The 23,550-nt window shown below is 68.3% G+C and carries 25 protein-coding genes; 19 read left to right on the top strand and 6 right to left on the bottom strand.

Annotation, left to right across the window (positions count from 1 at the left end):
* Nucleotides 1–91: 91 nt before the first annotated feature.
* Nucleotides 92–259, bottom strand: coding sequence for a hypothetical protein (locus tag BLR21_RS42520; RefSeq protein WP_166048541.1), 168 nt, complete (start codon nt 257–259; stop codon nt 92–94).
* Between the two features lie 98 nt (nt 260–357).
* Between BLR21_RS42520 and BLR21_RS16480 the strand changes: the two genes are divergently transcribed.
* The 12 genes from BLR21_RS16480 (at nt 358) to BLR21_RS16535 (ending at nt 13,443) form a co-directional block, all read left to right on the top strand.
* Entirely contained in the window at nt 358–1,218 is an 861-nt protein-coding gene (locus BLR21_RS16480; RefSeq protein WP_090006693.1) for a S49 family peptidase, read from the top strand.
* A gap of 63 nt (nt 1,219–1,281) precedes the next feature.
* Nucleotides 1,282–2,148, top strand: a complete 867-nt coding sequence (locus tag BLR21_RS16485; protein ID WP_090006694.1) for a LytR/AlgR family response regulator transcription factor — start codon at nt 1,282–1,284, stop codon at nt 2,146–2,148.
* Nucleotides 2,145–2,573: a hypothetical protein gene (locus BLR21_RS16490; RefSeq protein ID WP_090006695.1), complete on the top strand. Its 429-nt coding sequence runs from the start codon at nt 2,145–2,147 to the stop codon at nt 2,571–2,573. Before BLR21_RS16485 ends, BLR21_RS16490 begins: the two co-directional genes overlap by 4 nt.
* A gap of 1 nt (nt 2,574) precedes the next feature.
* Entirely contained in the window at nt 2,575–4,374 is a 1,800-nt protein-coding gene (locus tag BLR21_RS16495; RefSeq protein WP_090006696.1) for a sodium/solute symporter, read from the top strand.
* 257 nt (nt 4,375–4,631) lie between these two features.
* Entirely contained in the window at nt 4,632–4,982 is a 351-nt protein-coding gene (locus tag BLR21_RS16500; RefSeq protein ID WP_090006697.1) for a DUF485 domain-containing protein, read from the top strand.
* A complete protein-coding gene (locus tag BLR21_RS16505) occupies nt 4,979–6,595 on the top strand; it encodes a solute symporter family protein (protein WP_090006698.1) in 1,617 nt (538 codons plus the stop codon). The genes BLR21_RS16500 and BLR21_RS16505 overlap by 4 nt, the downstream gene beginning before the upstream one ends.
* Nucleotides 6,596–6,713: 118 nt before the next feature.
* Complete coding sequence (locus BLR21_RS16510) at nt 6,714–7,205, top strand: SigE family RNA polymerase sigma factor (protein WP_090006699.1); 492 nt, start codon at nt 6,714–6,716, stop codon at nt 7,203–7,205.
* On the top strand, nt 7,205–8,110 hold the full coding sequence (locus BLR21_RS16515) for a hypothetical protein (protein WP_090006700.1): 906 nt from the start codon (nt 7,205–7,207) through the stop codon (nt 8,108–8,110). Before BLR21_RS16510 ends, BLR21_RS16515 begins: the two co-directional genes overlap by 1 nt.
* Nucleotides 8,111–8,169: 59 nt before the next feature.
* Nucleotides 8,170–8,508 carry a rhodanese-like domain-containing protein gene (locus tag BLR21_RS16520; protein WP_090006701.1) on the top strand — a complete coding sequence of 113 codons (339 nt, stop codon included), beginning with the start codon at nt 8,170–8,172 and terminating at the stop codon, nt 8,506–8,508.
* Between the two features lie 2 nt (nt 8,509–8,510).
* The gene (locus BLR21_RS16525; protein ID WP_256334722.1) at nt 8,511–9,416 is read left to right on the top strand and encodes a DUF4328 domain-containing protein; all 906 of its coding nucleotides are present in this window, start codon (nt 8,511–8,513) and stop codon (nt 9,414–9,416) included.
* 66 nt (nt 9,417–9,482) lie between these two features.
* The gene (locus tag BLR21_RS16530) at nt 9,483–10,496 is read left to right on the top strand and encodes a glycerophosphodiester phosphodiesterase (RefSeq protein ID WP_090006702.1); all 1,014 of its coding nucleotides are present in this window, start codon (nt 9,483–9,485) and stop codon (nt 10,494–10,496) included.
* 277 nt (nt 10,497–10,773) lie between these two features.
* Nucleotides 10,774–13,443: an NACHT domain-containing protein gene (locus tag BLR21_RS16535; protein WP_176929658.1), complete on the top strand. Its 2,670-nt coding sequence runs from the start codon at nt 10,774–10,776 to the stop codon at nt 13,441–13,443.
* On the opposite strand, the gene BLR21_RS16540 is transcribed toward BLR21_RS16535, so the two are convergent.
* Entirely contained in the window at nt 13,430–14,614 is a 1,185-nt protein-coding gene (locus BLR21_RS16540) for a cytochrome P450 (RefSeq protein WP_090006704.1), read from the bottom strand. The two genes, BLR21_RS16535 and BLR21_RS16540, sit on opposite strands and share 14 nt — an antisense overlap.
* Nucleotides 14,615–14,702: 88 nt before the next feature.
* Here BLR21_RS16540 and BLR21_RS16545 point away from each other — a divergent pair, with 88 nt between their 5' ends.
* From BLR21_RS16545 to BLR21_RS16575, 7 genes are all read left to right on the top strand, one after another.
* Entirely contained in the window at nt 14,703–15,443 is a 741-nt protein-coding gene (locus tag BLR21_RS16545) for a glycerophosphodiester phosphodiesterase (RefSeq protein WP_090006705.1), read from the top strand.
* A gap of 27 nt (nt 15,444–15,470) precedes the next feature.
* Entirely contained in the window at nt 15,471–16,406 is a 936-nt protein-coding gene (locus tag BLR21_RS16550; RefSeq protein WP_090006706.1) for a DUF5926 family protein, read from the top strand.
* Nucleotides 16,407–16,444: 38 nt separating this feature from the next.
* Nucleotides 16,445–16,780 carry a DUF952 domain-containing protein gene (locus BLR21_RS16555; RefSeq protein ID WP_030480313.1) on the top strand — a complete coding sequence of 112 codons (336 nt, stop codon included), beginning with the start codon at nt 16,445–16,447 and terminating at the stop codon, nt 16,778–16,780.
* 170 nt (nt 16,781–16,950) lie between these two features.
* A complete protein-coding gene (locus BLR21_RS16560) occupies nt 16,951–17,391 on the top strand; it encodes a SigE family RNA polymerase sigma factor (protein WP_420843893.1) in 441 nt (146 codons plus the stop codon).
* A gap of 3 nt (nt 17,392–17,394) precedes the next feature.
* Nucleotides 17,395–18,204 (top strand): hypothetical protein, encoded by an 810-nt coding sequence (locus BLR21_RS16565; RefSeq protein WP_090006708.1) that lies wholly within the window; start codon nt 17,395–17,397, stop codon nt 18,202–18,204.
* Nucleotides 18,205–18,312: 108 nt separating this feature from the next.
* On the top strand, nt 18,313–18,720 hold the full coding sequence (locus BLR21_RS16570; protein ID WP_090006709.1) for a YciI family protein: 408 nt from the start codon (nt 18,313–18,315) through the stop codon (nt 18,718–18,720).
* Nucleotides 18,721–18,722: 2 nt separating this feature from the next.
* The gene (locus BLR21_RS16575) at nt 18,723–19,856 is read left to right on the top strand and encodes an RNA polymerase sigma factor (RefSeq protein WP_090006839.1); all 1,134 of its coding nucleotides are present in this window, start codon (nt 18,723–18,725) and stop codon (nt 19,854–19,856) included.
* Between the two features lie 72 nt (nt 19,857–19,928).
* On the opposite strand, the gene BLR21_RS16580 is transcribed toward BLR21_RS16575, so the two are convergent.
* The 4 genes from BLR21_RS16580 to BLR21_RS16595 all read right to left on the bottom strand — a co-directional run bounded on the left by BLR21_RS16580 (nt 19,929) and on the right by BLR21_RS16595 (nt 23,477).
* Entirely contained in the window at nt 19,929–20,489 is a 561-nt protein-coding gene (locus BLR21_RS16580) for a ferritin (RefSeq protein ID WP_090006710.1), read from the bottom strand.
* Between the two features lie 99 nt (nt 20,490–20,588).
* Nucleotides 20,589–21,776 (bottom strand): arginine deiminase, encoded by a 1,188-nt coding sequence (locus BLR21_RS16585; RefSeq protein ID WP_030480320.1) that lies wholly within the window; start codon nt 21,774–21,776, stop codon nt 20,589–20,591.
* Nucleotides 21,777–21,923: 147 nt separating this feature from the next.
* Nucleotides 21,924–22,622 (bottom strand): CPBP family intramembrane glutamic endopeptidase, encoded by a 699-nt coding sequence (locus tag BLR21_RS16590; protein ID WP_090006841.1) that lies wholly within the window; start codon nt 22,620–22,622, stop codon nt 21,924–21,926.
* A gap of 90 nt (nt 22,623–22,712) precedes the next feature.
* The gene (locus tag BLR21_RS16595; protein WP_420843887.1) at nt 22,713–23,477 is read right to left on the bottom strand and encodes a DUF2470 domain-containing protein; all 765 of its coding nucleotides are present in this window, start codon (nt 23,475–23,477) and stop codon (nt 22,713–22,715) included.
* Nucleotides 23,478–23,550: the final 73 nt, after the last annotated feature.

Raw genomic sequence — 23,550 nt, forward strand, 5'->3', positions numbered from 1 at the left:
GCACGAACAACAAGCACCCGAGCGCGTCCGCGTCTGCATCAAGTGCACCGCCAAGGGGTTCAACAGCTGCAAGTGCTGACGAGCGCCCGGCTCAGCGAGCTGCCACCGCCAAGGTCGTGATCAGCACGACGGCGCACACGCTCCAGCTCACCCACATCCAGTAGATGTGCATCGGCGTCGGCCCGGCGGCGTTCTGCCTGCCCCGGTCGTCCCACCACTCGACATACCGTTCGAGCCAGCGGATCGGGTTGAACGTCACAGCCCGAACCTAGCATCTTGTGTTCCAGGTCACGCGGGAGCAACCGACAGCGCAGTTGGGCTCCCGCGTGTCCGCGAAACGCACGTACTGTCGAGTACATGAGCGTCACGGACAAGATCGCGGCCCGGCTCCCGAGGGTCATGGACCGGGGTGAGCGGCCGCCGGTGGTCGCGGCGGTGCGGTTGCACGGGGTCATCACCCCGCAGTCCTCGCCGGTCGCGCGCAACACGATCAACCTCCAGAACGTCGAGTCGGCCATCAACCGCGCGTTCGACAACGAGCGCCTGATCGCCGTGGCCCTGCTCATCAACTCTCCGGGTGGCGCGCCCACCCAGAGCGCACTGATCGCCGAGCGCATCCGGGAGCTCGCCACCAAGAAGCACGTGCCGGTGCTCGCGTTCTGCGAGGACGTGGCCGCGTCCGGTGGCTACTGGCTGGCCTGCGCCGGCGACGAGATCTACGCGCACGGCACCTCTCTCGTGGGTTCCATCGGTGTCGTGAGCGCCGGGTTCGGGCTCAACGGCCTGCTGGACAAGGCCGGTGTCGAGCGCCGCGTCTACACGGCCGGCGAGAACAAGGTCCGGCTCGACCCGTTCCAGGCGGAGAAGCCCGAGGACGTCGAGTGGCTCAAGGGTCTGCACGCCGATCTGCACGAGCAGTTCAGGGCGTGGGTCACCGAGCGCCGCGGCGCCAAGCTCAAGACCGAGGAAGACCTCTTCAGCGGCGAGATCTGGACCGGCACCAGGGCCCAGCAGCTCGGCCTGATCGACGGCATCGGCACCATCCGGACCGTCATCGCCAAGCGCTTCCCGGACGCCGAGCTCACGATCGCGGAGCCGCGCAAGCCCTTGCTGGCCAAGCTGGGGCTGACCGGGGCGTCCACCCGATCGGGCGATCTCGTGACGCAGGTGCTCGCGAGTGTCGAGGAACGTGCTCGCTGGTCCCGATTCGGGCTGTGAGCATCAGTTCGGTTTCACAGGGCGTGTCGAGGCCTACCCCGGCGTAGACATGACCGCACATTGATGGGCAAGATGCCCGACACAGTGAGTACCCATGACAACACCGGTCTCCTCGTCCTCGCAGTCGATGACGAGGCTCCCGGCCTGAGCGAGATCAAGTTCCTGCTCGAGAGCAGTCCTCACATCAGGCGCGTCCTCACGGCCTTCGACGCCGCCGAGGCCCTGCGCATCCTGAGGGGTGACTACGAGCAGGAGGTCATGGCGCGGACCAAGGCCGGCCTGCCGCCGGTCGACGCGGTGTTCGCGGACATCAACATGCCCGGACTGTCCGGAATGGACCTCGCGCGGGTGCTCAGTGCGTTCCGGTATCCGCCCGCGCTGGTCTTCGTGACGGGTGTCGAGGAACGCGACGCGCTCGTCACGGCGTTCGACGTCGGCGCGCTCGACTTCATCAACAAGCCGATCAACGAGGAGCGCGTCCTCAAGGCGATCTCGCGGGTCGCCGACCGGGTGGGCCGCACTGCGGCGCCGGCGAACCCGGCGGGCCCGGCCGCGCAGAACCCCGCCGAACCGACCGACGACGAGGTCATCCCCGTCGAGCTCGGCGGCACCATCAAGCTCGTGCCGCGCGCGTCCGTGCGGTACGTCGAGGCGCAGGGCGACTACGCCCGCCTCCACACGCAGGACGGCAGCCACCTCGTCCGCATCCCGCTCGCCCAGCTCGAAGAACGCTGGGCGAACGCGGGTTTCGTGCGCATCCACCGCTCCTACCTGGTGGCGTTGCCGCTGGTGAGCGAGCTGCGGATGACGGCGAACGGCTACGCGGTCGTCATCGGCACCGGTGACGGTGCCAAGGAGCTCCCGGTGAGCCGCCGGCACACCAAGGAGCTCAAGGAACGGATCGTGCGACCGCCGAAGAGCGGCTGGTGAGCAGGCACGACGCGGGAAAGCCCGAGCCACCCGCCCGGGAGGCCTGGCTCGGCGAACAGGGCGGCAGGCCCCGTCGCCGCAGGGTCGTGCTCGCGGACTCCACGAAGAAGAGCGGCAAGGCGTTACGAACGATCATCGAGCTGGAGGAGCAGACCAGCGTCGGTGAGAAGCTGGTTCGCGACCTCATCCGGCAGCAGCTCAAGTCCGCGTTCGGGCTCGCGTTCGCCGTCCTGATCGGGATGTGCCTGCTCCCGATCACCTTCTACCTGGTCCCCTCGATCGGGGACCTGACCATCCTCGGCATTCCCATCCCGTGGCTCGTGCTCGGTCTCGCGCCCTTCCCGATCCTCTACGGCGTCGGGTGGGTCTTTCGCAGGCAGGCCGAACGGCACGAGCGCGACTTCGTGAACATGGTCGACCGCTGACGTGAACGCCACCATCTGGAGCCTCAGCGCCATCGTCGCCGTTGCGGCCGTGACGTTCCTGCTCGGCTACGTCGGGTCGCGCAAGGCGAACACCACGCCCGACTTCCTGGTGGCGCGCCGTGCGATCCCGGCCACCCGCAACGCCGCCGCGATCTCCGGCGAGTACCTGTCCGCGGCGTCGTTCCTCGGTGTCGCCGGGCTCGTGCTCAAGGACGGCGTCGACGCGCTCTGGTACCCGATCGGCTTCACCGCCGGGTACCTCGCGCTGCTGCTGTTCGTCGCCGCGCCGCTGCGCCGCTCCGGTGCGTACACGTTGCCGGACTTCGCCGAGGCCCGGCTGGGATCGGCGAACCTGCGGCACTTCTGCACCTTCTTCGTGGTCTGCATCGGCGTGCTGTACCTGGTGCCGCAGCTGCAGTCCGCCGGACTGACGCTGACCACGATCACCGGCCTGCCCGCGTGGTTCGGCGGCCTGGTCGTCACGGTCATCGTGGTGGTCAACGTGCTGGGCGGCGGCATGCGCGCGATCACGCTCGTGCAGGCGTTCCAGTACTGGGGCAAGCTCTTCGCGATCGCCGCGCCCACGTTCGTGCTCTTCGTGGTGTTCCTGGCCTCTCCCGACCGCGGCACGCAGCCGCTCGGCGACGACGGCGTGATCAGGTTCCCGGAGGCCGAGAAGATCACCGTGGCCGAGCAGGTCGTGAAGGTCCGCGTCGACGAGCCGCTCAGGTTGAAGGTGAGCGGCCAGATCGACGGCAGGAACGCGGACGGGTCGGTGTACTGGAGCCGCGGCGTCTACGAGCTGAGTCCCGGCACGACGCTGGAGTTCACCGCGGGCAGCCCGGTGCCGGTGGTCGAGGGCTCGCCGACGACGAACCGCGACTGGTCGCGCCCGCAGACCGGCGGCATCTCCGAGCTGATCAGGACGTACTCGCTGATCTTCGCGACGTTCCTCGGCACGATGGGCCTGCCGCACGTCCTGGTGCGCTTCTACACCAACCCGGACGGCAAGGCGGCCCGGCGCACGGCGTTGCACGTGCTCTACCTGCTGGGCCTGTTCTACATCTTCCCGACGGTGCTGGGCGTGCTGTCGAAGCTGTACCTGCCGCAGTTGCTGGTGAACGGGAAGACCGACGCGGCGGTGCTGATGCTGCCCGAGACGATGCTGCCGAACCTGGGCGGTCAGATCGTCGGCGCGATCGTCGCGGCGGGCGCGTTCGCGGCGTTCCTGTCGACCTCCTCGGGACTCGTCGTGTCGGTCGCCGGGGTGGTGTCGACGGACATCATGCCGGGCAAGGTTCGTGACTTCCGGTGGGCGACCGTGTTCACCGGACTCGTCGCGATCGGTCTCGCCCTGCTGTTGCCGCGCTCCGACGCGTCACTGACCGTGGCCATGTCCTTCGCCCTGGCGGCGTCGACGTTCTGCCCGCTCCTGGTTCTCGGCATCTGGTGGCGAGGACTCACCTGGGTGGGCGCCGTCTGCGGCCTCGTGGTCGGCGGCGGCCTGGTCATCTCCGCTCAGGCCGTCAGCGTCGTGAGCTCCTACACCGGCCGCTGGGCGCCCGCGTTCATCACCCAGCCTGCGCTGATCACGGTGCCGGTCGCGTTCATCGTCATGATCGTGGTCAGCAAGGCGACGCGCAGACGGGTGCCGGCGGACGTCAGCCAGATCCTGCTCCGGCTGCACGCGCCGGACCCGCTCGGCTTCATCCAGGACCGCTCCATCGCCCGCTTCGGCACCGCCGAGGAGAAGGCCCGGCTGGCGGACGACAAGCGCAGGGGAGCTGGTCGAACACGCTGAGTAGCCATCGTTTCAAATGGGTGAAAATTGGTCACTCGAATCGGTGAACGGTAAACAAGATCACGCAGGGTGCTGTTCGTCTACGCATACTGACCGCTCGTCGCATCACCCGACTGCTGGGCGCAACGGCACGAACGGGGTCTTACCTGAGTGACTCAAGTCTCCTTACGGTCTCGACCAAGAACAGACCGCACCTGGAGGCATTACGTGCACGTCACGTTGCTGACACCTACGACGAGTACCGCGAGGAGGGGCCTGTGAGCACCGCCGATCACACCCCGTCTGAGTCGGCCCCAGACGCGCAGAAGTGGGCCGACGTCCAAGCGAGCGATGACTTCAAAGAGCTGAAGCAACGCCTGCGAAAGTTCGTATTCCCCGTCTCCGGCCTGTTCCTCGCGTGGTACCTGCTGTACGTACTGCTCGCGGACTACGCGCACGGCTTCATGTCAACCAAGGTGTTCGGCAACATCAACGTCGGGCTCATCTTCGGCCTGCTGCAGTTCGTGTCGACGTTCGTCATCACGACGCTGTACGTGCGGCATGCGAACAAGAACCTCGACCCGCTGGCGGAGAAGCTCCGCAACGAGATCGAGGGAGACGGCAAGTGAACGAGTCCAGCCCGATCCTCAACATCAGCATCTTCGGTGTCTTCGTCCTGATCACGCTGTTCGTGGTCATCCGGGCGAGCCGGAACAACAAGACCGCCGCCGACTACCTGGCCGCCGGTCGTGCGTTCACGGGTCCCCAGAACGGCATCGCGATCGCGGGTGACTACCTCTCGGCCGCGTCGTTCCTCGGCATCGCGGGCGCCATCGCGCTCAACGGCTACGACGGCTTCCTGTACTCGATCGGCTTCCTGGTGGCGTGGCTCATCGCGCTGCTGCTGGTCGCCGAACTGCTGCGCAACACCGGCAAGTACACGATGGGCGACGTGCTGAGCTTCCGGATGCGTCAGCGTCCGGTCCGCGCCGCCGCCGCCACGTCGACGATGGCCGTCTCGTTCTTCTACCTGCTGGCCCAGATGGCCGGTGCCGGTGGTCTCGTCGCCCTGCTGCTCGGCATCACGGGCGCCGGCGGCCAGGCGATCGTCATCGCCGTGGTCGGCGCCCTCATGATCGCCTACGTCCTCATCGGCGGCATGAAGGGCACCACCTGGGTGCAGATCATCAAGGCGGTCCTGCTGATCGCCGGTGCCGGCATCATGACCGTCTGGGTGCTCGGCAAGTACGGCTTCAACCTCTCGACCCTGCTCGGTGCCGCTGTCGACGCCGCGCCGAAGGCGGGAGAGAAGATCCTCGGCCCGGGCCTGCAGTACGGCGCGACCGGCACCAGCAAGCTGGACTTCCTGTCGCTGGCCCTCGCGCTGGTCCTCGGCACCGCGGGTCTGCCGCACATCCTGATGCGCTTCTACACCGTGCCGACGGCGAAGGAAGCCCGTCGCTCGGTCGTGTGGGCCATCTGGCTGATCGGCATCTTCTACCTGTTCACCCTGGTCCTGGGCTACGGCGCCGGCGCGCTCGTCGGTCCGGACGCGATCAACGCGGCACCCGGCAAGGCCAACTCGGCCGCCCCGCTACTCGCGCTGGAACTGGGTGGCCCGATCCTGCTCGGCCTGATCGCGGCCGTCGCCTTCGCGACGATCCTCGCGGTCGTGGCGGGCTTGACGATCACGGCGTCGGCGTCGTTCGCACACGACATCTACGCCAACATCATCAAGAAGGGCCGGGAGGAGAACGGCAACGGCGGCGGTGACGACGACAAGACCGACGAGGTGAAGGTCGCCCGCATCACCGCGATCGTCATCGGTCTCGTCTCCATCGGTGGCGGCATCGTGGCCAACGGCCAGAACATCGCGTTCCTCGTGGCACTGGCCTTCGCGGTCGCCGCCTCGGCGAACCTGCCGACGATCCTCTACTCGCTGTTCTGGAAGAGGTTCAACACCTCGGGCGCGCTGTGGAGCATCTACGGCGGTCTGATCGTGACGATCACGCTGATCATCCTGTCGCCCGCCGTCTCCGGCAAGCCGACCTCGATGTTCAAGAACGCCGACTTCGCGCTCTTCCCGCTGTCGAACCCCGGCATCGTGTCGATCCCGGTCGCGTTCCTGCTCGGTTACGTCGGCACGATCCTGTCGAAGGACAAGGCCGACCCGGCCAAGCAGGCCGAGATGGAGGTCCGCTCCCTCACCGGCGCGGGCGCCGAGAAGGCCATCGCGCACTAGTTCGTAGTTCGACGAGAACGGGCCGTCCTTCACGGGGCGGCCCGTTTTTCGTGTGTGCAACCCTGCGCGGGCTGTCCGCGTACTGACTGCGAACGCGGCACAAGCTTGGGGGACCGGAGTGCGACGAGACGAGGAGTTCTCGGAGTTCTTCACGAGCAGATTCGACTGGGCCCGGCGCACGGCGTACGCGTTGTGCGGCGACTGGTCGGAGGCGGAAGAACTCGCGCAGAACGCCTTCGTGAAGGCGTATGCGAAATGGCCGGGCATCCGGCGTGAAACGGCGGAGGGGTACGTCCGCACCATCGTGACGCGTCTGTTCCTCGACAGCAGGCGCCGTGGCCGAGGTCGCGAACACCCTGTGGCCGACCTGCCCGAACACGGTGTCGGTGGTGGTTTCTCCGATCCCGACGCCCGGCTGAACGCGGCACTGCAACAGGTGGCGCCGAAACAGCGGGCCGCGCTCGTGCTGCGTTTCGTGCACGACCTGTCCATCGAACAGACGGCCGCCGAGCTCGGTTGTTCGGCGGGCAACGTCAAGAGTCAGACAGCCAGGGGTTTGGCGACGCTCCGCGAGGCGTACGGCGAACCGGTCAACTCGGAGAGTGCCTGATGAACATCGAAGACGAGCTGCGCGGAGCTCTCGACGTCTCCGCACCGCCTCCCACGACGACGCTGGACGTGGTCATGAAGCGCGGCCGCCGCCGGGTGTTCGCCCACCGCGCCGGCGCGATGCTGGGCGTGGCCGTGGTGGTCGTCGGAATCGGGATCGGCGCCGCCACGCTGAACCAGGCCGCACCGCCACCCCGGCAGGCCGACCGGCCGGACGCGGGTCCCGCGACCGTGCAGCACGCGTTGACCTGGCCGCGGGTCGACACCCCACCGCAGAAGCCGTACGGGACGTGGTCGCCCGCGTCCACCGCGCCGCCTCCCGCCGGACGCCCGGTCCTCCCGATGCCGCGGTGCAGCATCGGGCAGCCGAAATGGGCGATGAAGGTGTACCTCGGCTCCGTGCAACTGGACGACGGCTTCGTCCAGAAGTGGATCGGCACGGTGCGCGAGCAGCTGCCCGAGGTGCGGGTCAGCGAGCTGTCGCCCAGGTCCGACAAGTCGGCGTTCCTGGAATACGCGGTCGACCTGACCGACTCCGGCGGCACCGGCAGCGTCCGGCTCGTCGCGGGCAGGTTCGCGGGCACGCCGCTGGAGTACGCCGACGACAACCTCTGGACGAGCGGTGACTGCGACCCGCCGTACCGGACGACGTTGCCGGACGGCACGATCGTCCAGCTCCACAGCGTGCGTGCGGCGGAGCCGTTCCAGACGCTCCTGCAGGTCATGGAGGTGTTCCGGCCGGACGGCCTCATGCTGCGGCTGGAACTGGCCAACTACGGCAGCAAGGACCTGCGTCCCGCGGCGCAGGAGGGCTACTGGGAGCGCATCGGCCCCGGCCGGGTGAACCTGCCGTTGACCGAGGAGCAGTTCTCGAGGCTCGGGCCCGCCATCGCGGGGGTGGCCTGAGGGTGTCCCGTGCCGGAGGTTCACGTGAGTGCAACCTCCGGCATGGGAACATCTGAGGCGTGACTGTTCCAAGCGTGGAGATCGCCGACGTGCCGGCGCAGCTGCCCGAGGGCGCCGTTCTGCTGGACGTGCGCGAGCAGGACGAGTGGGACGCCGGCCATGCACCCGGCGCGCTGCACGTCCCCATGAGCGAGATCGGTGCCCGGCTCGCCGAGGTGCCGAACGACGTGCAGCTCTACGTCGTGTGCCGTGCCGGTGGCCGTTCCGCCCGCGTGACCCAGTACCTCAACGAGAACGGCTGGGAGGCCGTCAACGTCGAGGGTGGCATGCAGCACTGGGAAGCCGCCGGTCGTCCGCTCGAGGGCGGCGCCGACGGCATGGCACCCGAGGTCATCTGATCGTGCAGCCGCTGCAGCCGATGCGCGTGGACTGGGTGGCGACTCCGCCACCCGGTGCGTACCCGCAGCCGTCGCACCGGTCGCAGCGGCCGTCCTACGCCGGTCCGCCGAACTACCCGGTCACGCCGCGCTGGGGCTTCCCGCTGCTCGCGTGGCGCTGGCCCACGGCCGTGCCCGGCACGGTCGAGCAGCCCGACTCGGTCGACGCCGTGCGCCGGCTGGGCCGGACCGCGCAGAACTCGCTGTGGCTGCTCGCCGCCGTCGCAGTGTGGGGCGCGGGCTCCGAGATCTGGCGCTACGTGCTGGTCGCGCTGAGCCGGTTCGGAGCCTTGTCCTCCGGTGTCGTGAGCACGTCGGACGCCATGGTGGTGTCCTCGTCGGCGATCATGATCACCGGCTGCTTCCTGTCACTGATCCTCACCATGCTGTGGGTGCGGCGGGCGCGGAACGTGGCCGCGACCCTCGTCGGTTACGGGCCCTCGCGCCCGGACCGGGACGTGCTGATCGGGTTGATCGTGCCCGGCGTGAACCTCGTGGTGCCCGGCTCGGTGCTCGCCGAACTCGAACACGCCGTGGCCCGCAGGCCGGCCGGCGAACGTCCGACCCCGTCGAAGCTCCTGCGCTGGTGGTGGGGACTCTGGGCCGGCTCGGGGCTGATGGTCGTGATCGTGGTCCTGTGGTCGTTCCGCTCCAGCACCCAGGCCCTCGCGGACGGCGTGCTGCTGCACGCGTTCGCCGATCTGCTGCTCGCCGCTGTCGCGGTGACGTCGGCACTGGTCGTCCGCCGGATCACCACCCTGCTGCTGCCGGTGGACTCCGCGTCCGTCCGGCTGATGCGCGTGGTGGAGGTCAAGGACGCCCCCGAACCGCCACTGCGCTCGTTCCGCGCGTCGGGCTCGCCCCGCTGATCTGTTCAGGCGACGTTCGCCCTGGTGGACCTTCCGGCGTTCCCCGGTGAGTGCCAGGTTGGAGGAATGCGGACACTCATCGGGGCTCTGGTGATCGCGCTGCTCACACCAGGCGTCGCCCAGGCACACCACCGTGACTTCGACCTCCAGGCACACCGCGGCGGTATCGGCCTGACCGTCGAGAGCACGCTCAAGGCGTTCGGCAAGGCGCTCGAACTCGGCGTGACGACCCTGGAACTGGACCTGCAGATCACCAGGGACGGCCGCGAGGTCATCACCCACGACCGCAGGACGAACCCGGCCAAGTGCCTCGACACCGCGCCCGCGTTCCCCGGCGATCCCGAGTTCCCCTACGCCGGCAAGTACGTGAAGGACCTGACGTTCGCCCAGGTGCGGACGCTCGACTGCGGCAGCACGAGGTGGTCGCAGTACCCGGAGCAGGAACTCTCGCCGGGCGCCCGCATGCCCACCCTGGCCGAGCTCTTCGACCTCGCGCGCAGGCACCGCGCGTGGGGCATCCGCTTCAACATCGAGACCAAGGTCGAGGCCGCGGCCCCGCACGAGACCGCACCACGAGAGCAGTTCGTGCAACGCGCCGTCCGCGAGATCCGCCGCTCGGGCTTCATGCACAACATCACCGTCCAGTCCTTCGACTGGGGCACCCTGATGCGGTTGCGCGAGGTCGAGCCACGCATCCCGCTGGTGGCGCTGACGCAGCCGGAGATGCTGCGGCCGGGCTCGCCGTGGACGGGCGGCCTCGAACTCGCCGACTTCGGTGGCAGCGTGGCGCGCGCAGTGAAGTCCTTCGGCGCCAAGGCTTTGTCGCCCGTGCACGGCAACCCGCAGAACGGCAAGGTAGGCGACCCCGGCTACGTGCCGTTCACGACCCGCGGGCTCGTGCGGGACGCGCATCGCCACGGCCTCAAGGTGATCCCGTGGACGACCAACGATCCGGCCACCATGCACAAGCTGATCGACGACGGGGTCGACGGCATCATCACCGACTACCCGGACCGGCTCCGGAAGGTGTTGAAGGAGCGCGGGTTCAAGCTCCCGCGCAGATATCACCAGTTCGGCTGATTGCTGTAACTCTCGGCCGTTCCAGTCCGAAGTTCCTGGCATGGCGCAGGACATGGGGCACGCGAACGATCTGCTGAAGGCGATCCAGGAGTTCGCCGAGCGCTACCTGCCGGCCTGGCTGGTCGCCCCGCTCATCGCCGCCGGACTGTTGTTGTTGCTGTTCAAGTACTTCGGTGCGGGACAGGCCATCGGGCGAGGCTGGCGCTGGTTGTCGACTCGCACGGACAAGCGGCGAGCCTCGAAGCGGGCCCGGTTCGCCGACCACGTCGAAAGCCAGATGCGGCGCCTCGGTGAGAAGGAGGAGTGGCGCGACACCAGGTACGCCGAACTCGAGGCGGAGCTGGAGATCACCGGCAGACGTCGGCGGTTCCGCCGCACCTCACTGAACTCCTTGAGTCGAGTGTCGTCGCTCTCAAAGGCACTGGAAGAGTGCAAGGACCGCATCGTGCTGCTGGAAGGCGAGCCTGGTGCGGGCAAAAGCGTGGCGATGCGGCACCTCGCACAGCGCATGGCGACCAGGGCGATGCGCAAGCCCAGCGAGACCTCGGTCATTCCGATCTACGTGAACCTGAAGACGTTCCGGTGTGACACCAGACCAACCTCGGCGGACGTTCGCGACTTCGTGATGTCCTCGGTCAACGCCGTGCGCGACCGCGATGTCGAGCGGTTCCTGGACGACGAGTTCGACCGCGGTTTGAGTGAGGGGACGTGGCTCTTCCTCTTCGACTCCTTCGACGAGATCCCGGACATCCTCAGCGCCACCGAGGCGAACGAAGTGATCGTGGACTACGCCGATGCCGTGCACGCCTTCCTGCACGGCATGAACAAGTGCCGCGGGATCGTGGCGAGCCGGGAGTTCCGCGGTCCCGGCCGCGCGGAGTGGCCCACGTTTCGCGTCGTTCCGTTGTCGGAGAAGCGCAAGAAGCTCCTGGTCGAGAAGTCCGAGTTGCCGCCCGACGTCGAAGATCAACTGCTCGGTGAGCTGCCCACCGCCGAAAGTGGTGTACAGCAGATGTCCGGGAATCCTTTGTTTCTGGGTTTGTTGTGCGAGCACATGCGGATGGGCAACGGTTTCCCGACCAACGTTCACGCGGTGCTGGAGACCTACTTCGACCACCGGCTCAATCGCGACGCCGAGCGACTGCAGGGCCACTTCGGCGTCACTGGGGCGGCTGTCCGCACGGTGGCGGAGGAGTTCGCCTTCCTGATCGCGGCCCAGCACTCGCTGGGACTGGAAGTGCCGAAGGCGCAGGCGGTGCGCATGCTCGCCGCCACGACCGGCCGGTCCGCGGACGAGCTCACCCGTGCGCTGGATGCGTTGGTGTACACGAAGATCGCTCGGGGTGGTGACGACGACAGCGTTACGTTCTCGCATCGGCGGTTGCAGGAGTACTTCGCCACCTGCGTGGTGATACGAGAACCGGACCGCGTGCCCGTGCTGACTCTGCTCACCAGCGGCCAGTGGCGGGAGACCGCCGTGACGATCCTCCAGACACAGCAGCCGGAACAGGTGGAGCGGTTGCTGGAGGCGGCGCTGTCACTGCTGCCCGACGAGGTCCCGGGCACCACTGATCTGGGTTTCGCCTGGCCGCCCGGGCTGCTGTACCTGCTCAACATCCTCGCGGAAGGCAGTTCGCCCGCATTGCTGAAGACGCATCCGGAGATCCCGTCGCGAGTGGGCGCCCTGTTGGCCGAAGTGTGGGAGAAGGGACGGCATTTCGACCGGAAGTGGGTGCTGGAGGTTTGTTCCGTAGCCACGACGGAGGAGTGCCGGAAGTTGCTTGCCGACGGCTTCGCGAGCCCGAGCGAATGGTTGCGTCAGGAGTCGTTCGCACAACTGCGGCGAGTGCCGGAACTGGCGGAGGCACTGCACTTCCAGCTTCGCCGGATGTTGCTGGACCTGAGCGTCGGTGGACGACTGCGCCGTGAGCGGTTGTCGGTGCGCGCGCAGCTGAAGCGCATTCCGGACCCGGTCGTCTTCGAACGCGTTGTGCGGCTGCTGGTGGCAGGACCGCTTCTGTACGCGGCGGCCGTGGTGCCTGCCATCTGGGTTCTCATCTGGCTCACCGGAGCCGAGTGGGCCGTGGGTGCTCTTTTTTCCGTTCTAGCCGTCGCGTACTTCTTTGTGGCCAGGCTGTTCTACGTGCACGAGTCCACGAGTGCCGCCCGCATGCGGGTACTCCTGCCGAGGATCAATTTCGGCGACGGCCCTTCGGTATTCGCCGCGCTGTTCGTGATCGGATCCCTGCCGCCGTTTTCTGCTTTTCTCAAATCCTGGTTCTCCGGGATCGGCTCGTTCTTCGGGGGGTTGTTCGTCGCTCTCGTGGTTCTCTCTGGTCCTGGTATTCTGTTGTCTTTGGCCCGAGGGCGCCGTGAAAAGAGAAACCACTCGACACAAGGTTTGAGCCTGGACACCTCCGAGATCTTCGCCGGCTTGTGGTCCACGCGGCGCGTGCCTATCTACTTGCTTATTGCCGGTCTACTTTTCGGGTTCGTCGTGGTCTGGATTCTGAGCGATGTGCAGCAAGGGCTGAAGGTCGCTGGTATCGCGCTCGCGATCATGGTTGTGATCGTGATAATCGTTGTCTACGCGAAGGTGGCGATGGGACTGATGCGGCAATGGGAGTTGCTGAGGGAACTTTCGCGAACGGTTCGCAAGGAGTTGCCGTCGTTGGCACAGCTGCGAGACGGATTGACCAAGGCGTACGACGCCAACGTTGCGTACGCGCTCTTCGTCGCGATGCACCAGAAGGACGAGACTTGGCCAGATGACGTGGTCGCCTATCTGCACCGGGTGGCCGCTGCGATGGAGAAGCGCGACTTCACCTCGCCGGACCTGCCTGATCGAGCCGCGCGCCGGGCGTGGGTGCACAGTCCGGACGTGCTCGACCAGCTCAGCATCTTCCTTGCGGGTCAGCGAACGAAGGCTGCTCTCATTCAGCGCTGAGGGGCAGCGAGTGCAGGCCGCGGATCACGAACTCCGCGCGCCGGTTGGGTTCCTCGGCCAGCACCGCGCCGGGAAGCTTGCGGTGCAACGAGGACAGCGCCGCCTCCACCTCGATGCGGGCCAGCGGCGCGCCCAGGCAGTAGTGGATGCCCATGCCGAAGCCGAGGTGCTGGTTCTTCTCGCGGCCGATGTCGAGGACGTCCGGGTTCTCGAAGACCAGCGGGTCGCGGGCGGCGGCCCCGAGCAGAGCGGCGATCTTCTCGCCCGGTTCGACGACGTGGCCGGCGATCTCCACGCGTTCGGTGGCGGTGCGTTCGAAGAGTTGCAGCGGCGAGTCGAAGCGGATGAGTTCCTCTACGGCCGTGGGCATCAGCTCGGGAGAGAGGCGTTCCCACTGCGAACGGTGCCGCATCAGGGCGTAGACGCCGTTGCCGATGACGTTGACCGTGGCTTCGTGGCCCGCCATCAGCAGAAGCACCGCGGTGGCGACGAGTTCGTCCTCGGTGAGTCTCGCGCCGTCGGTGTCGGTGACGGCGACCAGGTCGGACACGAGGTCGTTGCCGGGGGAGACGCGGCGCAACGCGATCAGTTCGCGCAGGTAGGCGACGAACTCGGTGGACGCGCGTTCGGCCAGGGCCTGCTGGTCCGCGGGCAGGCCGTACTCGTACATCTTCACGATGGCGTTCGACCACGGCTGGAGCAGGTAGCGGTCCTGCTGGGGTACGCCGAGCAGTTCGGCGATCACCTCGACCGGCAGCGGCGCGGCGACGTGGGCGAGCAGGTCGCCCTGGCCCTGGTCCTTGATCTTGGCGACGAGTTCGTCGACGAGCTTGTCGGCCAGGTCGGCGACCCACGGGCGCAGGCGCTCCACGTGGCCGCGGCCGAACGCGGCGGCGACCAGGCGGCGCAGGCGGGTGTGCGTGGGCGGCTCGTTCTCCAGCAGCGAGTTGCGGTGCAGCAGGTTGAAGGCCATGAACTGCTCGACCGGCTTCACGTCCGACCAGATCCGGCCGACCGAGCGGTGCCGCAGGACCGCCGAACAGGCGGCGTGCGAGACGGCGACGGCGATGCCCATCTGCTCGTGGTGATGCACCTCACCGGCTTCGCGCAGGGCTGCGAAGGCCGGGTACGGGTCGGCGATGAACGCGGGATCACGCTGGTCGAACGTCACAAGGCGGGACGGTAGGTCGCGATCCGCGTTTCGTCCACGCCGATTTGATTGATGACTCAAATTGTTGCCAAGGAACTATCGTTCGGGTGTGCAGCAGCCTGCGATCGTCGCGCACCGCGGCGCGTCCACAGACCGTCCCGAGCACACCATCGGCGCCTACGAGCTCGCGCTCAAAGAGGGTGCCGACGGCCTTGAGTGCGACATCCGGCTGTCGAAGGACGGCGAACTCGTGTGTGTGCACGACCGCACGCTCGCCCGCACGTCGAACGGGCGTGGCACGGTCAGCGCGCTCACGCTCGAGGAGCTGAAGACGTTCGACTACGGCAGCTGGCACCGCCACGGCCAGCCGGCCGGGCTGCTGGTGCTCGACGAGCTGCTGGAGCTGGTCCACGGCACGAACGTGCAGCTCTTCGTCGAGACCAAGCACCCGGTCCGGTACCGCAACGAGATCGAACGCAAGCTCGCCGAGGCGCTGAAGAGGCATGGCCTCACCAGCCAGATCGTCATGATGTCGTTCTCGCCGACGGCGGTGAAGGCGTTCCGCGACCAGGCGCCGGACATCCGCACGGTGCTGCTCCTGGACCGCCTGGGCCGGTACCGCAGCGGTGCGCTGCCGTCGTTCGCCGACTACACCGGGCCGGGCGTGCACCTGCTGCGCAACGATCCCGGTTACGTCGATCGGGCGCGGCGCGCGGGCCACGAGACCTACGTGTGGACGGTGGACGGAGCCGAGGACGTCGCGCTGTGCCGTGACCTGGGAGTCCGCTACCTCGCGACCAATGCCCCGGCGAACACCCGCCGCCTGCTGACGGCTAATTTGGCCACCTAGACACGCCTGAGCACGAGGAGGGCCAAGGTGGCCAAGCGGACCGCGGTCAAGGACGCACCGAAGGACGGCATCAACCCGAAGCAGCCCTGCCCGTGCGGCTCCGGCAAGCGCTACAAGGCCTGCCACGGCGCGCCCGGCGGCGCGACGGACGTGATCGTGTCCCGGCCGTTCGAGGGCCTGGCCGCCGAGTGCGAGCTGATCGCCCTGCGCGAGTTCGTGCCGTCCGCGATCGTCAAGCTGCCGGTCAAGGACGGGCGTGAGGTCACGCTCGCCACCGTGCTGCCGATGGCCGCCGCCGGTCTGATCCGCGGCGACGACGTGCCGTTCGTGGGTCTGCAGGTGCAGACGCGGTCCGGCGACATCAGCCGCGACCTGGCGCGGGCGCTGCAGTGGGCGCAGCAGGCCAAGACCGGTGACGTACTGCCGGTCGTGGGCCCGGACGCCGGCGAGAACCCCGCCCGGCTGCAGGACCTGCTCGACACCGACGCAGACATCACCCCCGTGCTGCACACCGACTTCGTGTGGTGGATGCCCGAGGGCACCGAGCCGACCGGCGAGGTGGCGCTGTCCCTGGAGCGCGCGAACGCCGCGATCCTGCCGACCGAGCGCCTCGACGCCCCCGGCGTGAAGGCCGCCTACTGGGTCGACGCGGGCGACAAGGCGCACCTGCGCTGGGTCCGTCCGGAGCCCGAGGAGAAGCTGCTGCCCGCGATGGCCAGGCTGGCCGCCCGCGGTGAGCTCGACCTCGGCGAGGGCTCGCGCTACGCCGGTTCGTTCCGCGCGCACGGCCTGCTCGTGCCGGTCTGGGACCTCGACCGCGAGATGCACGCCCGCGAGTGGGCCGAGCCCGCCGAGGCACTGGGCAAGCGCCTGCTGGAGGCGCTCGCCTCCGACGAGCCGCTGTCCGACGCCGAACGCCGCGCCCGCGACGGCCTGCGCGGTCGTCAGATCACGCTTCGATGACCCTGTCCACAGGGTTGTCCACAAGGAGCTGTGGATAAGTGCTGCTGCACATCATCTCGACGGCCGACTGGGCAGCCGCCCGGTCGGCCGGCTCGATCGCGCCCGCCGGCGAGGACTTCGTGCACTGCTCCGATCGGGGAGTCGTGCACGTGACGGCCGGCAGGTTCTTCCACGGGCAGAGCGGGCTGTTGTTGCTCGTCATCGACCCGAAGCTGCTCGACGTGCCGGTGCGGTGGGAGGCCGTGGCGGACTCGCCGCTGTGGTTCCCGCACGTGTACGGCCGGATCCCGGTCGCGGCGGTGGCCGAGGTGCACGAGTTCCCCTGCGAACGGGACGGTTCGTTCGTTCTCCCGGAAGCCGTTGCCGTTCTGTGATTTAGTGGGGCAACCGTTTGGCGCGCCCGGGCGTGGACTCCTCGAAGCCAGTCTGCTGCTTCGGGAGGGGGCGTGCCGTGACGGCGGTGCTGCAGCTGGAGTCAGCCGCCGAAAGCGGCGGAGGAAGAGCGGAAGCCGTGGGGGACTTCGCGGAGTTCGTGCGCGTGTCGATGCCCGGACTTCTGCGTTATGGGCACGCGCTCACCGGAAACCCGCACGACGCGGCCGACCTGGTGCAGTCCGTGCTGGAGAAGGTCGGGTCACGCTGGGCCGCCGTACAGAGCAAGGGCGACGACCCGCTCGCGTACGTCCGCCGGGCGATGGCCAACACGCACATCAGCATCTGGCGCCGGCGTCGGCGGGAAAACCTCGTGGCCGACATCCCGGACAGCGGAGCCGTGGCTCCCGAGCTGAGCAGGCTCGAAAACGAGCCGCTCTGGCAGGCACTGCGCTCGTTGCCGCCACGGCAGCGAGCGGTGGTCGTGCTGCGCTACTACGAGAACCTCTCCGAGGCCGAGATCGCAGACGCGCTCGGAATCTCGTGCGGCACGGTGAAGAGTCAGAGCAGCAAGGCGATGGCGAGTCTTCGGACCCGCCTGGGAAAGGACTGACCGGTGGGCGATCTGGACGATGATCTGCGCAGGCTCTTCAGCGACGATCGGCTGGACGTGCACTCCGTGGCGGTCTCCACCGAAGCCGTGCTCCGCGGTGCGAACCGGCGCCGACGGCGGCGAAACGCCGTGGCCGGGACCTTCGCCCTCGTGACACTGGTCGGTGCCGGGATCGGCGTGAGCCGGCTCGGTGCGTCGTCACCGGACGGCACGGCCGGCGCCCTCCTGACGACGTCCACCTCGGCCCCCACGACGTCCGCGTCGCCACCACCGGTCAGCACGAGCAGCCGGACCGAGGCCGTGACGACGGGACAACCACCGAACTCCACCGGCGGCAACACCGGCAAACCCGACGCCGGCGGCACGAGCAGGTCGAGCCCGAAATCGTCGTCCTCACCGCCGACACCGGAGTCGCAGCCGGGCAGGTACGGAACGCTCGCGCTGGGGATGTCCGAGGCCGACGCGCTGGCGACGGGATCACTGGTCGAACCCGCCAGCCCTGCCGATCCGGACAACAGGTGCAAGGCCTACGCGACGAAGTCGGTGCCCGACACCGACGCCGTGATCGTCTCGCCGGTCAAGGGACTCGTGCGGATCACCGTGCCGAACTACGCCAAGACACCCAAGAACGTCGGCGTGGGTTCGCGGGTGGCCGACGTGAAAGCCGCCTACCAGAACGCCGTGCAAAGCGGTTCCAGTGTGCTTGCGCCGATGTCGGCGACGCCTCCGTGGACGTACGTGTTCGAGACCGACGGCACTGTGGTGACGGCCGTGTTCATGCGACTGAACGCCAACGACTGCACCTCCGTCTGATTACTCCGCTGGAAGTTCGGCGGCGATGTCGAGATCCGCGTTTCGGCTTCGTCTCCCCCGTGAAAGCGGCCAGGATGGTCGCGAGCGAACCGAGGGAGACGATCCGAGATGGCCAAGTACCTGCTGCTCAAGCACTACCGCGGCGCCCCTGCCCCGGCGAACGACGTGCCGATGGACCAGTGGACGCCGGAGGAGATCTCCGCACACATCCAGTACATGAGCGACTTCGCGGACGAGCTCAGGGCCGGCGGTGAGTACGTCGACGGCCAGGCGCTCGCGCCGGAGGGGACGTGGGTCCGCTACGACGGTGAGGGACGGCCGCCGGTCACCGACGGTCCGTTCGCGGAGACGAAGGACCTCATCGCCGGGTGGATGGTGATCGACGTCGACAGCTACGAGCGCGCGCTCGAACTGGCGGGGAAGCTGTCGGCGGCGCCGGGCAAGGACGGCAAGCCGATCCACGAGTGGCTCGAGCTCCGTCCGTTCTACGGCACCGCGCCGACGATCACGGAGTGACGTTGGACGAGGCGCTGCTCAGGAGCCTCACGCCGGCCGTGCTCGGCATCCTCGTCCGCCGCGGAGCCGATTTCGCGGCGGCCGAGGACGCCGTGCAGGACGCGCTGGTCGAGGCTGTCCGCGTGTGGCCGGAGGACCCGCCGCGCGATCCGAAGGGCTGGCTGGTCACGGTGGCCTGGCGCAGGTTCCTCGACGCCACGCGGGCGGAGACGGCGCGGCGCCGGCGTGAGGATCTCGTCGACGCCGAACCCGAGCAGGGGCTCGCGCCGGACACCGACGACACGTTGCAGCTGTACTTCCTGTGCGCGCATCCATCGCTCACGCCGTCGTCGGCCGTCGCGCTCACCCTCAGGGCCGTCGGCGGGCTGACCACCCGTCAGATCGCGCAGGCCTACCTGGTGCCGGAGGCCACGATGGCCCAGCGCATCAGCCGGGCCAAGAAGACGGTCGGCGACGTGCGGTTCGACCGGCCCGGCGACGTCGCCACCGTGCTGCGCGTGCTCTACCTGGTCTTCAACGAGGGCTACTCCGGTGACGTCGACCTGGCCGCCGAGGCCATCCGGCTCACCCGGCAGCTCGCGGCCGCGATCGACCACCCGGAGGTCGCGGGCCTGCTCGCGCTCATGCTCCTGCACCACGCCCGCCGTGCCTCGCGGACCACGGCGGGCGGCAGGCTGGTGCCGCTCGCCGAGCAGGACCGCGGCAGGTGGGACACGGCGCTGATCGCCGAGGGTGTCGCGATCCTGCAGGCGGCGCTCGCGCAGGACCGGCTGGGGGAGTTCCAGGCGCAGGCGGCCATCGCGGCACTGCACGCGGACGCGCCGGTGGCCGAGGAGACCGACTGGGTGCAGATCGTCGAGTGGTACGACGAACTGCTCGCGCTCACCGACAGTCCCGTCGTCCGGCTGAACCGGGCGGTGGCCGTGGGCGAGGCGGACGGACCACGCGCCGGGCTGAAAGCGTTGGCGGAACTGGACGAAACGCTGCCCCGCTACTCGGCCGTGGCGGCTTATCTCCACGAACGCGCCGGCGACCGGCGAACGGCCGCGAAACTCTACGCCGAGGCCGCCGGAAAAGCGGCGAACCTCGCCGAACGGGAATATCTCACCCGTCAGGCCGCCCGGCTCAACAACTGAAAGGACCGCCTGTCCCCGAAACGGGTCAGGCGGTCCTTTTGTGATCAGGCACTCAAGCGTGCGAAGAAAAACTCAGATCGTGCCGCCGGCGGCGGTGGGAGCGCCCGAGTCGGAACCCTCGTCGCCGACGCTTTCGCGGGTCAGGAACGTCTCCACGTAGAACATGTTGCCGTCCGCGCGGTCCATGATCGTGAGCAGCGTCTTCATCGAGGAGACCTCCTCGACCTGCTCCTTCAGGAACCACTGCATGAACTGCTCGCCGATGTAGTCGCTCTCCTCGCGGGCGGCCTTCGCGAGCGCGATGATCTGGGCGGTGACCTGCTGCTCCTGGCTCAGGGCCAGGGCGACGAGCTCACGCGGGGACTTGAACTCGTTGATCGGCGTCTCGACGCCGGGAACCGCGACCGGGATGTCGTTGTCCATCAGGAACTGCACGATCATCATGGCGTGGTTGCGCTCTTCGAGAGCCTGCTTGTAGAAGTGCGACGCGAGGCGCGGCAGGTCCTCGTTGTCGAACCACACGGCGAGCGCGATGTACTGCTGCGAAGCGGAGAACTCGTTGCCGACCTGGGTCCGCAGCAGCTCGCGGAAGTTCGACTTTCCGGACAGGATCTTCTTCACGTTCGAGGCCATGAGGAGTACGTTAACCCAAAATGGGGTCACCCGCATTCCAGGAAAAGCTAACCTTTGTTTGGAAAGGTAATCCAAACAAAGGTTAGGCATTCCTAAGATTTACACCAATGGTGCGCGGTCGATCGGGCACGACATGCAGCGGGGCCCGCCGCGGCCGGAGCCCAGTTCCGAACCGGCGATCCGCAGCACCTCCACGCCCGCGTCCTCCAGGCGCGCGTTCGTCTCGACGTTGCGCTCGTACGCCACGACGAGACCGGGAGCCACGGCGAGGGTGTTGTTGCCGTCGTCCCACTGCTCGCGCTCGGCGGTGACGACGTCGAGGCCGGTGTCGATCACCCGCAGCCGTTCGATGCCCATCGCCTCGGCCGCCGCCTCCAGGAACGGCACCGGGCCGTCCACCCGCACGCCGCCGTCGCCGTCGGACCGCAGCGGGTAGGCGGTGAGCGCGTCGCTGATCGCCGGGTACATCACCACGGCGTCGCGGTCGACCATCGTGCAGACGGTGTCGAGGTGCATCGTGGCCCGTTCCTGCGCGATCGGCACCGCCAGCACCGTGTGCGCGAGGCCGTCCGCGAGAGCGGAGCGGGCGAACGACTCCGCGCCCGCCGGGGTGGTCCGCTCGCCGACGCCGATGGCGATCACGCCGGGGGCGAGCAGTAGCACGTCGCCGCCCTCCAGCGGTGCCGAGTGCGCGCCGTACGCACGGCCCGTGCGGCGGAACCGCGGGTGGTAGGCGTAGATCAGGTCGGTCAGCGTCGTCTCACGGTCACGGGCGGGCAGCGCGAGCGACGTGATGGCCACGCGGTCGCCGACCCACACCGACGAGTCGCGGGTGAAGAGCAGGTTCGGCAGCGGGTCGACGGCGAAGTCGATCGGCAGGTGCATCTTGCGCACCAGCGACGCGCCCTCGGCGGCCGGCAGTTCCTCGAACGTCATGCCGGTCATCAGCACGTGCGCGAGCTGCGGTGCGTCGAGCGACGTGAGGTGGCTGCGCAGCGCGTCGGCCAGGTCGATGCCCAGGCGGCGTTCGTTGACGGCGCTGTGGATGCCCGCGATGCGCGCGCGGTTGTCCTCCAGCGCCTGCACCAGCACGTCGCCCAGCAGCAGGACCTCGACCCCCTTGGAGGTCAGCGTCGCGGCGAACGCGTCATGCTCCTCCTGGGCCCTGCCGACCCACGGCACGCCGTCGAACAGCAGCTGGTCGTTGTTGCGCGGGGTGAGCCTCTTGAGCTCGTTGCCCGGCCGGTGCAGCAGCACCGTCCGCAACGGACCCACCTCGCTGTCCACCCGGGGTGCGGCGTCCGGAAGTGCTTCGGTCTCAGCGATCGTGTGCGCGGTCACCGATCGAGCGTAACCCTGAACAGCACAAATCGCCGCTTGTGAGCCCGAAAACGCAACGAATGGGGTGTGAATTTAGTTTCCTGCGTCGAATCATTAGGGCAACCAGCTCACTTTGCCACGCAACATTGTGTAGCCCACGAACGCCACCACGTCGAGGATCGTGTGGGCGATCACCAACGGCCACAACCGCTTCGTCCGCTGCCAGTAGAGACCGAAGACCAGACCCATGACCAGGTTGCCGACGAACCCGCCGAAGCCCTGGTAGAGGTGGTACGAGCCGCGCAGCACGGCCGCGGCGAACAACGCCGTGTACTGCCGCCAGCCCAGCTGTTCCAGGCGCGTGATCAGGTACCCGACGACGAGCACCTCCTCCGCCCACGCGTTGCCGGCGGCGGCGAGGATCAGCGCCAGGCTCATCCACCACTGGTTGTCCAGAGTGGACGGCTGCACGGCGAGGTTCAGCCCGAGCGCCCAGGCGGCGAAGTAGAACGCCAGCCCGGGAATGCCGATGATCGCGGCCAGTCCCAGCGCGCCCAGCGAGTCCGCGCGCTTGCGGGTGCCGTCGAGCCCGATGACGCGCAGCTTGATCCCCGTGCGCCACAACAGGTACAGCCCGATGCCACCCCACGCGGCGAGCTGCAGCACGCCCAGCAGCTGTGCCACGAGGTCCAGCAGGTCGGCGCGCGCCTGCGGGACGTTGATCGCGACGGACTGCTGGTTGAGCGGCGTCGGCTGCAGCAGGCTGTCGATCAGCCGCACGAGGCTGCGCAGGCCGGACAGCCCGAGCGTCATGCTGAAGACGATCAGCAGTTCGAGCTGGTAACCGCGCTTCTCTTCGGCGGGGATCAAGGTCACCAGCCAGACGCTACCGGCAGTGTTGAATCACCTCTGGGACAAGAAGGGGCAGCCCATCAACCGGCGAAGCTCCGCGGCGAGTTCCTGGGCCGTGCTGACCGGCCTGGAGAACGCGATCCGCACGTCGTGGTCGTCGCACTCCGCCTCGACCCGCAGCCGCAACCCGAAGCGGTCCAGCCCGAGCGGCCGCACGTTGCCGCTCCGCAGTTCCTCCGGCAGGTGGCGGGCGAGCTGGCCGACGACGTCACGGTGCGCGGCCTCCAGGTGCCGCAGCCAGTTGTCCTCGTTGCGGCAGAACGGGTCCGGCCTCGCGCTCGCGAACTGCTCCGGCCTGATCGACGAGGTGCCCTCGGCGTCCGCGATCACCATCGACGCGGGTGTGAGCCTGAGCACCGAGGCGCCGTGGCCCGCGTCGAGCAGCCGGTGGTCCGGGCGCACGTCGGCGACGGCGAGGATCTCCTGGCGCGCCTCCTCGCCGTCGAGCGCGGCGACCCAGCCGGTCAGCCACAGCAGGCCGCGCACGGGCTCGCGCAGCTGCACGGGAGCCTGGTCGGCGATCTCCAGCATCGCCGTCACCTCGGCCCGTGGGGTCTGCCACAGCTGCGCGACCAGCGGGTGTTCGTCGGCCAGCAGCAGGATCGTGGTTCCGCACGGGTGCACGTGGTGGAACAACGGGCTGGTGCGGGATCCGGACTGAGGAAGCAGTGCGGCGGAACCGTGGCGAGCGGCGATCGTGCGAGCGCGCTCTGCGGCGTGCGGCGCCGGCGGGCGCTTGAGCTGGGTGTCGGTCACCGCTGCACCTCCTCGAAAGTAAGGCAAGCCTAACTTAGCTTCGCTCATCAAGGGAAGCACCACCTGTACCTTG

It is taken from the genome of Lentzea albidocapillata subsp. violacea (genome assembly GCF_900100275.1).
GTDB lineage: Bacteria > Actinomycetota > Actinomycetes > Mycobacteriales > Pseudonocardiaceae > Lentzea > Lentzea violacea.